Below are 14,496 nucleotides of genomic sequence, written 5' to 3'. Positions count from 1 at the left end.
CATGACGAAACGGCTCAAAGCCGCCGCGGTTGCGGCGACCCTCGGTTTTTTCGCGCTGGGGGCCGTCCCGTCCACCGCAAAGGCCGATGAGCCGTATTGGCAGTGCGTAACCTTCGCCCGCATGTTCTCGGGCATCAACATCTTCGGCGACGCCTGGACCTGGTGGCGCCAAGCCACCGCCAACTTCCGCACCGGCAAGGCGCCTGAGACCGGCTCGGTCCTGGTCTTCCGCCCCGAGGGCCGCATGAGCCGGGGCCACGTCGCCGTCGTCTCCGACATCCTGACCGACCGCGTGGTCCGCGTGACCCACGCCAACTGGGGCGGCAGCCGCGGCAAGGTCGAGGAGAACGTCACCGTCGTCGACGTCTCGCCCTCGAACGACTGGTCGCAGGTCAAGGTCTGGTACAATCCGATCAATGATCTGGGCACCACGGTCTATCCGACCTACGGCTTCATCTACAAAGGCGCCCGCGACGCCTTCGACGCCGGCCGGCAGATGGCCGCCAACGTCTCGATCCAGAGCCAGCATTAAGAACCCTCCGGCTTGCGCCGTCCGTCGCTGCGGGCGATAGGCGGGCATGACCCAATCCAGCGACATCACCTACGCCGGCTATCTGGCGTTGGACGACCTGCTTTCGACGCAGCATCCGCTGTCGGACCAGCACGACGAGATGCTGTTCGTCGTCATCCACCAGACCAAGGAACTGTGGCTCAAGCAGATCCTGCACGAGGTGGCGCTGGCCCAGTCCATGGTGCGGGGCGGCGATCTGGTGCCGGCCTACAAGAGTCTGGCGCGGGTGTCGCGCATCCAGGCGGTGATGACCCAGAGCTGGGATATCCTGTCGACCATGACCCCCGCCGACTATCTGCGGTTCCGCGGATCGCTCGGCTCCTCCTCGGGCTTCCAGAGCGATCAGTTCCGTCGGCTGGAGGCCATGCTGGGTTTGAAGGACGCCAGCTTCCTGAATTTCCACGTCGACCGGCCCGAGGCCCTTGCCGCGCTGGAGGCGGCCATCGCGGCCCCCAGCCTGTACGACGACGCCCTGGCCCAGCTGGCGAAGGCCGGGCTGCCGGTGCCGAGCGAGGTTCTGAACCGCGACGTGACCCGGCCCTATGACCCATCGGACGCCGTCGAGGCGGCCTGGCTCGAGGTCTATCGCGACACCGAAACCTACTGGGCGCTGTATCAGCTGGCCGAGAAGCTGGTCGATCTGGACGACGCCCTTTTGACCTGGCGGCACAAGCACGTCGTCACGGTCGAGCGGATCATCGGTCGGCGTCGCGGCACGGGCGGCACCGAGGGCGCGGCCTATCTGGCCTCGACCCTGACCAAGCGCTGTTTCCCGGAGCTGTGGTCCCTTCGCACCAAACTTTGATGTCGCAGGGCGAAACCTTCGTCTCGCCCGGCCATTTCGCCGTTCGACCGCAACAGCGGAAGGAAGACCGAGATGACCAATCCCAACGCCCATGACATCAAGGTCCTGAACGGCCTGATCGACACCACCCTGGACAGCGCAGACGGCTATCGCGAGGCCGCCGAACAGACCCAGGATCCTCACTATCGCACCCTGTTCGAGCGCCGGGCCGGCGAGCGCCAGCAGGTGGTCGAAGACCTGTCCGCCGCCGTGCGCGGCCTGGGCGGCGATCCCGAACCGCACGGCTCCATCCTGGCCAAGGCGCACCGCGCCTTTCTTGATGTGAAGCACGCCTTGCTGCGTAACGACGATTCCGTCGTCGGCTCGATCAACTCGGGCGAAGGTTTCATCGCCGGCAAATACGAAAAGGCGCTGGAGGACACCGGCATTTCCGCCACCACGCGTGAAACGGTCCGTCGCGCCTATGCCGCCGTCAAGATCGAGCATGACCAGATGGAGGCGCTGAAACACAGTCTTCAGGGTCAGCGGGACGCCGACAATCCCCTGTTCCCGCAATAGCGCCTGACATCAGTGTGAAACGAAAAAAGGCCCCGGCGTTCGCCGGGGCCTTTGTCGTCTTGGGTCGGAAGCCGCGACTTAGGCTTCTTCGCCGGCCTTGTCGGCCGAACCCGTTTCCGGGACCACGGCGCCCTTGGCCGGGCGGACCGTCTGGCGTTCGGCGATACGCGCCGACTTGCCGCGACGATCGCGCAGATAATAGAGCTTGGCGCGACGCACGACGCCGCGGCGCTTCACTTCGATCGACTCGATGTTCGGCGACAGGATGGGGAAGCGGCGCTCGACGCCTTCGCCGAACGAGATTTTGCGGACCGTGAAGGTTTCGCTGATGCCGCCGCCGTCGCGGGCGATGCAGACGCCTTCGAAGGCCTGAACGCGCTCGCGCTCGCCTTCCTTGATCTTCACATTGACGCGCAGGGTGTCGCCGGGCTGGAATTCCGGGATTTTGCGTTCGCCCAGGACGCGGGCTTTTTCTTCGGCGTCCAGCTGTTGAACGATGTTCATTTCATTTCTCCTCGGGCTTTGCGCCCTTTAGCTGTGAGTTGGCGAGATGCGCCTGCCAGAGGTCCGGCCGCCGCTCCCGCGTAGTCGTCTCCCGCTGCGCCTCGCGCCATCCCGCGATCTTCTTGTGATCGCCCGACAGCAGCACCTCGGGTATCTCAAGCCCCTCGAACGTCCGCGGTCGCGTGTACTGCGGGTGTTCCAGAAGCCCGTCCTCGAAGCTTTCGGACGACAGGCTGTCGCCTGAACCGAGCACGCCGGGGATCAGTCTTACGCACGCCTCGATCGCGACCATCGCCGCCGCCTCGCCGCCGGCGAGAACCGCGTCTCCGACCGAGACCTCCTCGAACCCGCGTGCGTCGAGCACCCGCTGATCCACCCCCTCGAAACGGCCGCACAGCACGACGATCCCGTCGGCCTTGGCCCATGCCTTGACGCGCGCCTGGGTCAGGGGCCTGCCCCTGGCGCTCATGTACAAAAGCGGCCGTTTGGGTCCCGGCAGGCTATCGACCGCCCGAGCCACAACGTCCGCCTTAAGCACAGCACCCGGCCCGCCACCCGCAGGGGTGTCGTCCAGGAAGCCGCGCGTATCTGTGGAAAAGGCGCGAATGTCAACCGTTTCCAGGCTCCACAAGCCCTTCTCGCGCCAGGCCGTGCCGATCAGCGACACGCCGAGCGGGCCGGGAAAGGCGTCGGGAAACATGGTCAGGACGGTTGCGGTGAAGGGCATGTCGCGCGCCCTTTACCGCTCCGTGACCGGAAAGGCGAGCCGGGTCAGGTCGTCGGCGCCCCGCCGCCCGCCGCGATCCAGGCGTTGACCTGATCCTCCAGCACGTCCAGTGGAACCGAGCCGGAGCCCAGCACGACCGCGTGGAAGTCCTTGATGTCGAAACGGTCGCCCAGCGCCGTCCTGGCCCGATCGCGCAGTTCCTCGATCTTCAGCTCGCCGATCTTGTAGCTGGTCGCCTGACCAGGGTTGGTGATGTAGCGCTCGACCTCCTTCTCGATGTCGCGTTCCGACAGCAGGGAGTTCTGGCGGAAATAGTCCATCGCCTGTTCCCGGCTCCAGCGCTTGGCGTGCAGGCCGGTGTCCGTCACCAGCCGCACCGCGCGCCACAACTCGGTCGAGAGGCGGCCGAAGTCGGAATAGGGGTCCTGATAGAAGCCCATCTCCTTGCCCAAACGTTCGGCGTACAGGCCCCAGCCTTCGGCATAGGCGCCATAGCCGCCGAACCGGCGGAAGCGCGGCAGCCCCTCGATCTCCTGGGCATAGGCGATCTGGAAATGGTGGCCGGGCGCGCCTTCGTGATAGCTGATGCCTTCGATCTGAGGCTTCAGCACCTGGGTCATGTCCGACAGATTGACGTAGTAGATGCCCGGCCGCGACCCGTCCGGCGCGGGCGAGTTGTAGAAGGCGATCGATGCCGTCGCCTCGCGGAACGGCTCGACCGCCCGCACCTCCAGCGCCGCCTTGGGCAGGGTCGAGAACCATTGCGGCGCCGCCGCCATAACCTGGGCGATGAAGCCGCGCGCGTCGGTCAGATACTGTTCCTTGCCTTCGGGCGTGTTCGGATACTGGAAGCGCGGATCGGTCTTCAGGAAGACGAAGAAATCCTGCAGCGAGCCAGTGAAGCCCACCTGGGTCTTGATCGTCTCCATCTCGGCCTGGACGCGGGCCACCTCGGCCAGGCCGATCTGGTGGATCTGGTCGGCGGTCAGGTCGGTGGTGGTCGAAAGCTTGAGCCGGGCGTTGTAATAGTCTTCGCCCTGCGGCAGGCGCCACACGCCCGCGTCGCTGTCGGCCTGGGGCTGAACCTCCGCCAGGGCTGTCAGAACGGTCTCGAACCCGGCCTTGTAGGGGCCGGTCAAGGCGGCGCGGCCTTCCGGCAGCAGCCGGTCCTTCGTCGCCTGATCCGTCTCCAGCGCCGCGACCTTCTTGTTGAAGTCGGCCCAGACCGGATTGTCGGCGCCTTCGTCGAACGGGGAGCCGGAGATGACGTTGCGGGTGTTGGCGATGGACGGGGCGAAGACGAACCGGGGCGAGACGACGCCCGCCGCCGCGCGCTGACGCAGTTCCTCGGCGACCTGATCCATCTGCACCTCGGCGGCCCGGATGCGCGCGACATAGGCTTCGGCGTCCGCGACGCTGGCGACGCGGTGGTTGTTGATCAGAAAGACCGGCAGGCTGGTGGTCGGATTGCCGTTGGCCGCGAACTGAAAGCCCCAGTCGCGCCACTGGTTCGACAGCCGCGCCTGATCGACGCCGTATTCGAACATTCGCCAGGACAGCCGCGCCTGCGGCCCCAGCTTCTGCGGATCGAACTGGGCCTTCATCTGCGCCAACTGGGCTTCCTGCAGAGCCAGGGCGCGGTCTGCGGCGGCGTCCGACACATCGTCCAGCTTGTCGTAGTCTGTCTTGATCCCCAGCGACGTCATCTGCTGCGGGCTCAGCGCGATCCGCGCCTGGAAGGCCTGTTCGAAGAAGGCGTTCAGCCGCGCGTCCTCGCTGAGGGCCTGTTCGGCGGGCGGTGTCGCCGGCGCTTGCGCCATGACGGGCGTGGCGGCCAGCACCGCCATCATGGCGGCGGACGAGATCAAAAGACGACGCATGAACAACCCCTCCAAAAACAGGGGGGCACCTTCGGGCCATCGTCGGGCCGACACAAGCGTCAGGCGCCTCAGGCGTGGCGGCATTGCGCCGCGCGGGCGCGCCCTGAAATCCTGGCGGCGCATATCTCGTTTCGAGGAATGCAACCCGAAGCCCGGATCGGCGTTTGGACGGAGCTTGACCATACCAACAAAGGGGTTCCCCAAATGCGCAAGATCATCACCCTGTCCATCGTCGCCGCCGCCCTGGCCGTTTCGGCCTGCAACACCATCGCCGGCGCCGGTCGCGACGTCTCGGCCGCCGGTTCGGCCGTGACCCAGGGCGCCAACGACGCCAAGCGCTAAGCTTCGGCGAACGCTCGATCTGGAAAGGCCCGTCGGAGATCCGACGGGCCTTTCTCGTATCCGTCGCATGACGATGTTAGGGTACGCCATCAGACAGGAGACCGAACGATGGGCTTTCTCGACAATGTGGTGAACGGATTGGGCCAGGACGCTGCGGGCGGCCTCGGCGACCTGTTGAAGAGCCAGGGCGGCGTCGGCGGCCTGGCCGAGAAGTTCGGTCAGGCGGGCCTGGGCGACGTCATCGGCTCGTGGGTCGGTTCGGGCGCGAACGCCGGCGTCACCGCCGAACAGATCACCGCCGTCATCGGCCACGGCCCCATCGCCGACATCGCCGCCAAGATGGGCGTCTCGCCCCAGCAGGCCGGCGAGACCCTGGCGGGCCTGTTGCCCGAGGCCATCGACCGCCTGACCCCCGGCGGTCAGATCGACGGCGCCGACGACCTTCTGGCCAAACTGCCGGGCGGCCTGGGCGACATGATCGGCGGCTTCCTGAAGCGCTGAGGCTTCAGGACGGCTGGCCCTCGGTCGTCGCGACCTTATCTTCGGCTTCGGCCTCTGTCTTGCGCCGCGCCTCCAGCGCCGTCTGTTTGCCGGCCACGACGAAGGCCAGGACGATTCCGAACAGGCCGATGACGAAGGAATAGAGGAAGAAGGCGATATAGCCGGCGCCGAGCGCGGCCGGACTGACGCCGCTTGTCGCGGCGCCCGTGGCCAGCACCCCCTGGGGCATATCGGCGAACAGGCTTCTGAGCGCGGCGAAGGGACCGTCGCCTTCGGCCGCGCGCGCCGACGCCTCCACAATCCGTCCCGACTGGGAGGCGATCAGCTTGCCGGGCAGGGCGTACAGCGAGGTGAACAGCGCATATTGCGTCGCGGTGAAGCCGATCGACGTCAGGCTGGACATATAGGCGATCAAAGCCGTGCCCGCGTAGCCGCCGGACACGTTGTCGACGCCGATAGCGACCGTCAGCGCCGGCAGACTGTGTCCCTGAGTGGCCAGCCAGGCGAAGATCAGGTTGGACACCGGGCTCATGAAGGCGCCGATGACCATGGTGCGGATCAGCCCCAGCTTGGCGACCGACCAACCGCCGAGGAAAACGCCCAGGGTCGTCATGACCACGCCGAAGACCTTGCGCACCTCGGCCAGTTCGGTCTTGGAAAAGCCCAGGTCGATATAGAAGGGCGGCATGATGTTCAGGACGAAGTCGGACAGGCGATAGACGCAGATCAGCGCCAGGATCAGTGTCGCGACGCCGGAGAACCGCCTGTAGAAATCCACGAGCGGCTCGCCGAAGGACCCGGCTAGATAGGCGCCTGGTCTCGTTCTGACGCCGGGAACGGGCCAGCAGGCGACGACCAGGACCGCCAGCCCCAACACCACAAGGCCGAACTGCAGATAGACGCCCTCGGGCTTGGCTGACAGGGCCGCCGCCACGGCCGCCTTGCCGTCCGCACCCAGGCCGAACAGGCCGAACAGGGCGTTCAGCGGGGCCGACTGGCCGGTCAGGCCCGATCCCAGCACCGTCGCCGCCACGCCGATGACGGCCAAACGCACGATCCATTCGATCACTTCAAATCCCGGGCGGGACGGCACGCCGCCGACCGGGATGGCGCGGATGGAATGGGCCTTTTCCCGCGGCGCGAACAGGACGCCGGCGATGCCGAAGCCCATCAGGGCGGCCATGACGGCGTAGGACAGGTTCCAGTTATAGAGGTCGGCCAGAACCAGCGGCACGGCGCCCGCCACGATCATGGCGACGCGGTAGCCCATCTGATAGGCGGCGGCCATGGCGCCGTGTCGGCTGTCGTCGGCGGCCTCGATCCGCCAGGCGTCGATGACGATGTCCTGCGTCGCCCCGAAGAAGCCGACCAGGGCGGCGAAGCCGGCCACCGCGATCAGGGCGTTGGCGGGGTTCAGGGTCGAGATCGACCACAGGCCGAACACGATCACGGCCTGGGTCACCAGCATCCAGGCCCGTCGGTGGCCCAGCAGCCGCGTCAGTCCGGGCACGGACGTCCGGTCGATCAGCGGCGCCCAGACGAACTTCAGCGAATAGGACAGTGTGGCCAGGGCGAAGAAGCCGATCACCTCCAGCGTCTGGCCGCTCTCACGCAGCCAGGCCGAAAGGGTGTCGAAGATCAGCAGATTGGGCAGGCCCGCCGAAAAGCCCAGCAACAGCATGATGAAGACGCGACGTTCGCCGTAGACGGCCAGGCCGCCGAAACGCCCGGCGGGCTTGCCGTTCACGGCGCGGGTGGACTGGTCGGTCATGGGCGGCTCCGGCAGCGGCCGGAACGCGGACGCCTTAAACTCGGCCGACCTTGGCGCGGATGTCGCGTTTCGTCCAGCGGGCGAGGGCTGCGCGCAGGGCCTCGGCGTCCAGCGGCTTGACGATATGGTCGTCCATGCCGGCTTCCAGACACAGGCGGCGGTCCTCGGCGAAGGCGTTGGCGGTGAGGGCCAGGATGGGCGTCCGGTCTCCGGTCGCGCGAATGGCCCGAGCGGCCGCGGGGCCGTCCATTCCCGGCATCCGCATGTCCATGAACACCAGGTCGTAGCGGGCGCGGTGCACGGCGGCCACGGCCTCCTCGCCCGTCGCGGCGGTCTCCACCACGCAGCCTTCGCGGCGCAAAAGGGTGCGGGCCAGGAGTGCGCCGACCGGATTGTCCTCGGCCAGCAGCACGCGCACCCCGGCGAATCGGGCCGGGGCGACGCGGTCGTCCTCGTCAGGTTTCGATGCGCCGGTGTCATTGGGCGCATCGCCGGCGGCGGCCCGCACCTGCTCGACGAGAGAGGTTCGGCGCAGCGGCTTGATCAGATAGGCGTGGGCCCCGGCCGCCCGATAGGCGGCGATCAGGTCGCGTTCACCGGGTTTCAGCATGACGATGACCCTGCCGCCTTGCGGCAGAGGCATGGTCTCGCCGGGTTTCGCCGGAACATGGTCGAGCAGGATCACAGACGCATCGTCGCGGACCGACCCGCCGGACGCCTCGATCTGGGCGCGCGCCGCAGAAAGCACGAAGGGATCGCGAGAGCGGACGGCGACCGCGCGCGCCTGCAGATGCTGTTTGCGCGCGGTCTTCACGGCGTCGAAGACGGCTTCGAAACGGAAACGGGCTCCGCCGGTCGCGGAGTCCGGGCGATCTTCGACGGCGACCGTTCCGCCCATGGCCAGGGCCAGTTTGCGCACGACGGCCAGCCCCAGGCCGGCGCCGTCGTGGCGCACGGCGTCGGAGGCGTCGGCGTGACCGAACTCCTCGAAGATGCGGGCGCGGGCGGTCGACGGCACGCCTGGGCCGGTGTCGTCCACCAGAAAGGCCAGCCGCGGCCGAGCATCGTCGCCGCCGACCCGTTCGACCGTGATGCGGACGCCGCCGGCCTCGGTGAACTTCACCGCATTGCCCGCCAGGTTGAACAGCACTTGGCGCAGCCGCCCCTCGTCGGCGCGGATGTCGGGCGCGTCGGCGGTGACGGACCAGACGATCTCCAACCCCTTGTCATGGGCGCGCGGGCTGAGCAGTTCGGCGACGCCCCGGACCAGGCCCTCCAGATCGACGGGGGCCGGATCGAACTCCAGCGCCCCGGCCTCCAGCCGGGCGTAATCCAGAAGGTCGTTGACCAGGCCCAAGAGATGTTCGGCCGACTGGCGAGCGTTTTCGGCATAGGCGCGCTGGGCGCCGTCCAGGGTCGTGCGTTCCAACAGGCCGATCATGCCCAGCACGCCGTTCAGCGGCGTGCGCATCTCATGGCTCATCAACCGCAGGAACTGCTGCGCCGGCGCGTTCGGCGCCGTCGCCTCCTTGGTCTTCTCGGTCGTCCCGCGTCGCGCCATCGCCGTCTCCATGACCGACGACGGTAAGCGCCTGGGGTTAAGGATCCGTCCCGCCTCTGGTTCAGTCGTGGGTGAAGGCCGCCTGTTGGACGTCGCTCTCGCGCAGGCCGAACGGCGCATCACCGCGATGGGCGAGGCGGCGGTCGAAATCGGCCTCGGCGCCGACAGTGTTGCGGCGATAGATCAGCGCCTCCGCGATATGGCGACGCAGCACCCCGTTCGCCCCATCCAGATCGGCGATGGTGCGCGCCAGACGCAGGGTGCGGGTCCACCCGCGCGCCGTCAGCCCGCCCGCTTCGCCTGCACGCATCAGCAGCAGTCGGCCGGCTTCGTCCGGCGTGGCGAATCGATCCAGCGCATCGCCGGAGGCGCGGGCGTTCAATCCTTGCGAGGGATCAAGTCCAGCGGTGCGAACCCGGTCCTCCTGCATGGCGCGGGCGGCGGCGACGCGGGCCTTGGCCTCGGCCGTGCCTTCGGCAGGCGGAGGCAGGGCCATGTCGGCGGCGGTGACGGGCGGCGTCTCCACCGTCAGGTCGATCCGGTCGAACATCGGGCCGGAAATCCGGTTCTGGTAATCGCGCTGGCAGCGCGGGGCCTTGCCGCAGGCGCCGCGCCCGGCCCCGCCCATGCCGCAGCGGCACGGGTTCATGGCCGCCACCAGCTGGAACCGCGCCGGATATCGGATATGGGCGTTGGCGCGGGCCACCACGATCTCGCCCGTCTCCAGCGGCTGTCGCAGCGAATCCAGGGCCTGGGCGGAATACTCAGGCAGCTCATCAAGGAACAGGACGCCGTTGTGGGCCAACGACGCCTCGCCCGGCTTTGCGCGCAGGCCCCCTGTGAAAATCCAAAAGACGATGTCCTCACAGGTAGAACAATGACTGAACATTTTCAGAAGTGGGTGTCACCGACAGCCCCATTTGCCCCTTGGGCCTCCCGAGTCTGCGACGTCCGAACAGTCGAGCTGGAGCCCCGCGACCCGCGGGCGGTAAGCGCCGTACGTGGCGTTATGACAATAGTGGACGGCGGCCCTCTGGTCCCTTTTGAATCCGACCTTGAGCGTCGCTTTCTCGCCCTCCTCAGGTTCGACCGCCGTGTCTTGCGGGTGCGGGCACAGCCCTTTTCCCTGCTGTTCACAGACACGGCCTCTGGATCGCGGCGTCGTTACACTCCGGACTTCTTGGTTCAGTTTTCTGAGTCCGCGGGACTGCCGTTCAAAGCGTTGCTGGTCGAGGTAAAGGCGCGGCGCGACCTGTTTCGTGATCGTCGTCGGCTACGCGCCCCGCTGGCGGCCGCCCGGACTTGGGCCTTTCAGGCACCTGACCGGGCCTTCCATGTGATCACCGACAAACGGATGGCGTCAGGGGCTTGGTTGCGGAACGCTGAAATCCTCTCGGCCCACCTCGACAAGCGTTATGAACCGGCCTTCCTTGCTCAGTGCCTGAACCTGTTCGACTCCGCCCGGGAGCTCCAATTAAGGACCGTTCTCGAACGGGCCGAGCAACGCAACCTTAACCATGCTGCGGTCCTCTCTGGCATCTACCACTTGATTGCGCGCCGGGTGTTGGATGTCGAACTGGGAGTCCCGATTAGCTACGAATCGTGGCTGTGCCTGAATGAGGCCGCGCAGCAGCGACCGTAGCCGGAAGCTAGCCGTTTCGCAGAACGCGCCGGTTCACGATCCCCTGTTTCTGTCCGAGGCCGACCGGCGCTTGGCAGAGCGGCGCCGGGAAATCCTGCTTGCGTTGCCGGAACGACCGTCGCGCAACGACTTCAATGCAGCGGCGAACGATTTTGGAATGTCCGTCCGACAGGTCCGTCGGTATCGGACCAGCTATGAACGAACCGGTGAACTAACCTCCCTTCTTCCCACGCGCCCGTCAGGCGGCAGAGGCCGGGTGCGGAAGATCGCGCAGCACGCGGTTTTCAGAGAGATCCTCAGATCATGGGACAGAAAATTCCCTGAGAGCACTGCCTCCGCACTCATCGAGGCGGTGCGTCGGGCACAGCGCAAGCGGGGCCTCGAGCAATCGGCTCCCAATACCATCGCTAACTGGCTGGCCGCCGTACCAGAGCGAGAGCGCGTCAAACAGAAATATGGAGCGAAGATCGCCCGCGAGAAGTTCGAGCCCCTCCATGGGTCGACGCCAGAGACATCCTTTCCGCTACAGCGCATCCAGATCGACCACACGTTGATCGATCTTGTCTGCTCGAACAGCGCTGACCGGCATCCGGTAGGGCGTCCTTGGTACACCGCGGCCCTTGATGAGCACTCCCGAGCAGTCTTGGGTTTTGTTCTGAGTTGGCGTTACCCGTCCGCATCGACGGTCGCCTTTCTCCTGACCCGCATCATGCTGCCCAAGGACGAGTGGATGCGCGAAATCGGCTGCCAAGGCGAATGGCCGATGTACGGCGTGCCTGCGGAGATCTACACTGACAACGCCGCCGAATTTCACTCACAAGCGCTGGCGGCGGGCTGTCTGGAGCGAGGGATTCTGCAGCAGCATCGCCTGAAGGGTTTCGCGCACTTTGGCGGGATCATCGAGCGTTACATGAGAACCTCGATGGACGAGATGAAGCTCCTGCCGGGGGCGACGGCTCGGAGTCGCTGGTACGACCGAAAACAAACCATGGACCCCAATGAGACCGCGGTGATGACCATCCGCGAACTCGAATGCTGGCTCGCCGAATACATTACCGGGGAGTACCACAAGCGGCCGCATTCCACGACAAAGCAGCGGCCAGACCTGCGCTGGAAGCGGGGCATCGAAGGCACTGACGGAACGCTTGGCATCGGTCAGCCGCCCATCATCAACAATCGTAAGAAGCTCTTTCTCGACTTTGCAGATCTGCATAAGCGCACCATCCAACGGTACGGCGTGTCGATCGGAAACCTAAGATACTGGTCTGAGGACCTGCGGCCGTTTCTGGACGCGAACGACAAACGCCACTTCGTCATTCGACAGGCTTCCTGGGACGGTAATCGCGCCTACTTCAAACACCCAGAATCCGGGGATTATCACGAGATACGCCTGACCGATCTGGACGCGCCTCCGGGGACGGTCGAAGAACTGCAGCACTGGGCCCGGGTAAAGCGCGGCGACGCTGATCCTTCAGATGATAAGTCCCGGGATGCTTCGCGCGATCGTCGGGAAGCCATCGTGGATGGCGCCGTGAAGACCAAGCGAGCCAAAGGCCGGCGGCGGCGGGAGGACCGACGACAGGATGAGGCGGCGATGATGGCGGAGCTTGAGCGGGGCGACGTGAGTGATGATCCCGTGAGCGAACCGCCCTCGCCTATTTTCTCCAAGGAGATTTTCGCGCCCGCCCAGCGCATTACGCTGAGGATCGAAGAATGACCGACGGACGCACACTGACCCGAAAAACCGCGCTTGCGTTGGCGCAAGGGCCGCAGGCAAGTCTGGCGCACCTACGGATGCAGCCGGAATTCATATGGCATCGTGATGCGGCCGCCATTGAGGCTCGACTTGAAGAAGCGCTCCAAGATGCGCTCACCGGTGAGTGCGAGGGCACGGACTATTTCCTGATCGTCGGGCCGACCGGCAACGGCAAAAGCCGGCTCGTGAAAAAGCTTAATGATCGTCACGCTCGGCCCAACGATTCGGCAGCCAGCGTGATGACCATGCCTGTGCTCTACACTCGCATGTCGGTCACGGGCTCTCCCGTGGGGTATGTGCGGACCGTGCTAGACAAGCTGGGAGCCAAATACAGCCAGAGCAATAGTCTGGATCAGCTCTACCCGCTCCTGCTCAGGCTTCTCGGTCGTATCGGCGTCCGCATGCTGATCATCGACGAGTTACACCACATCACGTTCGGGCAGCGGGACGACAAGAACCGCATGATGAACCTGATCAAGGATGTCGGCGAACAACTGGGCTGCGTCGTCGTCTGCTGCGGCTTGGCCGAAGCGCTTTACGCCATGCGCTGGGATGCACAGCTGGACCGACGGTTTGAGCCTTTGCCGCTGAATCGGTGGACACTGAACAGTGATTATCTTGATCTGCTGGCAGCGATCGAGAACAGCCTCCCGCTGCCTGAGCCGTCGGATCTTGCCAGCGAATCCTTGGCTCCGTGGATTTGGGCCCAATCGGAGGGGACCTTAAAAGAGACCCAGCGGCTGCTGCGGCGCGCGGCCTCGGCCGCTATTCGAACCGACCGGGGCCGCATCGACCTGAAGTTCTTGCAGGGCCTGGGCTGGACCCGACCATCGCTCCGCCGGCGCGAGGCAGAAACTGCATTAAAGCTCGACCGCATGCCGGTCGTAACCTGACCCCGGTGGAGCTCCTTCCCTGGCGACCAAGGCCACAGCCGGATGAGCTGTTCTCCTCCTGGCTTTGTCGGCTGGCCTATGGCAACGCGCCCAAGCTCCACACTTTTTGCCATGCTGTTTGGCCGAGACTGCAGATCTGGAACCGCGACGTTGATCGTATGGCCGGCGCAGCGATGCTCGGAGATCTGGCGCGGCTGACAGGCGTCCACGTCCATCAGATCGAAGCGACGTTGCTGTCCAAGTATGTGGGGGTCGTAGTCGAGGAGATCGACGCGAACGCTTGGCGGCCCTGGATTCTGCCTCTGGGGATCTATCACCGAACCAGGCGGCGCGCGGGAACACAGTGGTGCCCGAAATGTCTCTCGTCGGACAGCGATCCATACTACCGGAAGAGATGGCGACTGGCCTTCACCACGGCATGCTTGGACCATCACTGCATTCTCCACGACCGCTGCGAAGGCTGCCAAGCCCCGGCCGCACCGCACCGAGCTCCGACCCCGGTCTGCCACCTATGTGGAACTGACCGGCGCTCAGGTTCACATTTGGAGGCCAACGCCGCAGTTTTGGGGCTGCAGTCCCGCTTCGAAGCGATGATCGAGGGGGCAGAACCTCGCGACGCCTTGGAAGCCAGCCATCCGCTCGCCTATTTTGGGGCGCTACGGCGGTTGATTCAGACTGTCACGACCGGCGCGCGGTCGCGGCAGCTGAGAGATCATCTCGCCCAGCTCTACGGAGGCGACCCTTCGCCGCCTGCCTGGACGGGGCCAGAACGGTCTATCGAGGCCCTCCACGTCATCGAACGGCATCGCATGATCGGTCTGACAGCACCCCTTTTGCGGGGGTGGCCATGGATGATGGTGGGGCTCTTCGGCGAGGCCGGCGTCTGGAAGTCATGGGCGCTACCAGACGGGAAGGGGGGAGCGGCTCCGTTCGTCTATGCCGACCCCGTCCTACGATTTCTGTAGGTAGCCCGGTTAGGCGACGC

Annotated in this window: 14 protein-coding genes and 1 pseudogene; 9 read left to right on the top strand and 6 right to left on the bottom strand. The window is 65.8% G+C overall.

Annotated elements, in window-relative coordinates; translation table 11 throughout:
- Position 1: 1 nt before the first annotated feature.
- The 3 genes from ACYX4P_RS02575 (at position 2) to ACYX4P_RS02565 (ending at position 1,934) form a co-directional block, all read left to right on the top strand.
- The gene (locus ACYX4P_RS02575; protein ID WP_292047864.1) at positions 2-532 is read left to right on the top strand and encodes a CHAP domain-containing protein; all 531 of its coding nucleotides are present in this window, start codon (positions 2-4) and stop codon (positions 530-532) included.
- Between the two features lie 46 nt (positions 533-578).
- Positions 579-1,376, top strand: a complete 798-nt coding sequence (locus tag ACYX4P_RS02570; RefSeq protein WP_248119907.1) for a tryptophan 2,3-dioxygenase — start codon at positions 579-581, stop codon at positions 1,374-1,376.
- 72 nt (positions 1,377-1,448) lie between these two features.
- On the top strand, positions 1,449-1,934 hold the full coding sequence (locus tag ACYX4P_RS02565; RefSeq protein WP_248119909.1) for a PA2169 family four-helix-bundle protein: 486 nt from the start codon (positions 1,449-1,451) through the stop codon (positions 1,932-1,934).
- A 78-nt stretch (positions 1,935-2,012) separates the two neighbouring features.
- On the opposite strand, the gene rplS is transcribed toward ACYX4P_RS02565, so the two are convergent.
- Genes rplS through ACYX4P_RS02550 form a run of 3 tightly spaced genes read right to left on the bottom strand, consistent with a single transcriptional unit; the run spans position 2,013 to position 5,045 of the window.
- Positions 2,013-2,438 (bottom strand): 50S ribosomal protein L19, encoded by a 426-nt coding sequence (gene rplS, locus ACYX4P_RS02560; RefSeq protein WP_248119911.1) that lies wholly within the window; start codon positions 2,436-2,438, stop codon positions 2,013-2,015.
- Position 2,439: 1 nt separating this feature from the next.
- Entirely contained in the window at positions 2,440-3,165 is a 726-nt protein-coding gene (gene trmD / locus ACYX4P_RS02555; protein ID WP_248119913.1) for a tRNA (guanosine(37)-N1)-methyltransferase TrmD, read from the bottom strand.
- A 44-nt stretch (positions 3,166-3,209) separates the two neighbouring features.
- A complete protein-coding gene (locus ACYX4P_RS02550; protein ID WP_248119915.1) occupies positions 3,210-5,045 on the bottom strand; it encodes a DUF885 domain-containing protein in 1,836 nt (611 codons plus the stop codon).
- 204 nt (positions 5,046-5,249) lie between these two features.
- On the opposite strand from ACYX4P_RS02550, the gene ACYX4P_RS02545 reads away from it, so the two are divergent.
- Positions 5,250-5,387, top strand: coding sequence for an entericidin A/B family lipoprotein (locus ACYX4P_RS02545; RefSeq protein WP_248119917.1), 138 nt, complete (start codon positions 5,250-5,252; stop codon positions 5,385-5,387).
- A 108-nt stretch (positions 5,388-5,495) separates the two neighbouring features.
- Positions 5,496-5,888: a YidB family protein gene (locus tag ACYX4P_RS02540; RefSeq protein ID WP_248119919.1), complete on the top strand. Its 393-nt coding sequence runs from the start codon at positions 5,496-5,498 to the stop codon at positions 5,886-5,888.
- Between the two features lie 4 nt (positions 5,889-5,892).
- Here ACYX4P_RS02540 and ACYX4P_RS02535 read toward each other — a convergent pair whose 3' ends face one another.
- The 3 genes and pseudogenes from ACYX4P_RS02535 to ACYX4P_RS02525 all read right to left on the bottom strand — a co-directional run.
- A complete protein-coding gene (locus tag ACYX4P_RS02535; RefSeq protein WP_248119921.1) occupies positions 5,893-7,659 on the bottom strand; it encodes an AmpG family muropeptide MFS transporter in 1,767 nt (588 codons plus the stop codon).
- A gap of 34 nt (positions 7,660-7,693) precedes the next feature.
- Positions 7,694-9,220: a response regulator gene (locus ACYX4P_RS02530; RefSeq protein WP_248119923.1), complete on the bottom strand. Its 1,527-nt coding sequence runs from the start codon at positions 9,218-9,220 to the stop codon at positions 7,694-7,696.
- A 61-nt stretch (positions 9,221-9,281) separates the two neighbouring features.
- Positions 9,282-10,058: pseudogene (locus ACYX4P_RS02525) on the bottom strand (ATP-binding protein); the annotation flags it as partial.
- A gap of 171 nt (positions 10,059-10,229) precedes the next feature.
- On the opposite strand from ACYX4P_RS02525, the gene ACYX4P_RS02520 reads away from it, so the two are divergent.
- From ACYX4P_RS02520 to ACYX4P_RS02505, 4 genes are all read left to right on the top strand, one after another.
- Positions 10,230-10,862 (top strand): TnsA endonuclease N-terminal domain-containing protein, encoded by a 633-nt coding sequence (locus ACYX4P_RS02520; RefSeq protein WP_292047866.1) that lies wholly within the window; start codon positions 10,230-10,232, stop codon positions 10,860-10,862.
- Between the two features lie 256 nt (positions 10,863-11,118).
- Positions 11,119-12,579: a Mu transposase C-terminal domain-containing protein gene (locus ACYX4P_RS02515; protein WP_292047867.1), complete on the top strand. Its 1,461-nt coding sequence runs from the start codon at positions 11,119-11,121 to the stop codon at positions 12,577-12,579.
- On the top strand, positions 12,576-13,511 hold the full coding sequence (locus tag ACYX4P_RS02510; protein ID WP_292047868.1) for a TniB family NTP-binding protein: 936 nt from the start codon (positions 12,576-12,578) through the stop codon (positions 13,509-13,511). The genes ACYX4P_RS02515 and ACYX4P_RS02510 overlap by 4 nt, the downstream gene beginning before the upstream one ends.
- 5 nt (positions 13,512-13,516) lie before the next feature.
- Positions 13,517-14,476, top strand: a complete 960-nt coding sequence (locus ACYX4P_RS02505; RefSeq protein WP_292047869.1) for a TniQ family protein — start codon at positions 13,517-13,519, stop codon at positions 14,474-14,476.
- The last annotated feature ends 20 nt before the right edge of the window (positions 14,477-14,496 follow it).

It is taken from the genome of Brevundimonas sp. ABV4_179 (assembly GCF_056311945.1).
The sequence above is the reverse complement of the archived record's forward strand: the minus strand, read 5'-3'. Positions and strand labels throughout refer to the sequence as shown.

Bases quoted from the DNA above. Each gene is read 5' to 3' on its own strand.
- ACYX4P_RS02530 (WP_248119923.1), bottom strand. From the start codon at position 9,220: ATGGCGCGACGCGGGACGACCGAGAAGACCAAGGAGGCGACGGCGCCG.
- ACYX4P_RS02545 (WP_248119917.1), top strand. From the start codon at position 5,250: ATGCGCAAGATCATCACCCTGTCCATCGTCGCCGCCGCCCTGGCCGTT.
- ACYX4P_RS02540 (WP_248119919.1), top strand. From the start codon at position 5,496: ATGGGCTTTCTCGACAATGTGGTGAACGGATTGGGCCAGGACGCTGCG.
- ACYX4P_RS02535 (WP_248119921.1), bottom strand. From the start codon at position 7,659: ATGACCGACCAGTCCACCCGCGCCGTGAACGGCAAGCCCGCCGGGCGT.
- ACYX4P_RS02520 (WP_292047866.1), top strand. From the start codon at position 10,230: ATGACAATAGTGGACGGCGGCCCTCTGGTCCCTTTTGAATCCGACCTT.
- ACYX4P_RS02575 (WP_292047864.1), top strand. From the start codon at position 2: ATGACGAAACGGCTCAAAGCCGCCGCGGTTGCGGCGACCCTCGGTTTT.
- ACYX4P_RS02565 (WP_248119909.1), top strand. From the start codon at position 1,449: ATGACCAATCCCAACGCCCATGACATCAAGGTCCTGAACGGCCTGATC.
- ACYX4P_RS02570 (WP_248119907.1), top strand. From the start codon at position 579: ATGACCCAATCCAGCGACATCACCTACGCCGGCTATCTGGCGTTGGAC.
- rplS (WP_248119911.1), bottom strand. From the start codon at position 2,438: ATGAACATCGTTCAACAGCTGGACGCCGAAGAAAAAGCCCGCGTCCTG.
- ACYX4P_RS02510 (WP_292047868.1), top strand. From the start codon at position 12,576: ATGACCGACGGACGCACACTGACCCGAAAAACCGCGCTTGCGTTGGCG.
- trmD (WP_248119913.1), bottom strand. From the start codon at position 3,165: ATGCCCTTCACCGCAACCGTCCTGACCATGTTTCCCGACGCCTTTCCC.
- ACYX4P_RS02550 (WP_248119915.1), bottom strand. From the start codon at position 5,045: ATGCGTCGTCTTTTGATCTCGTCCGCCGCCATGATGGCGGTGCTGGCC.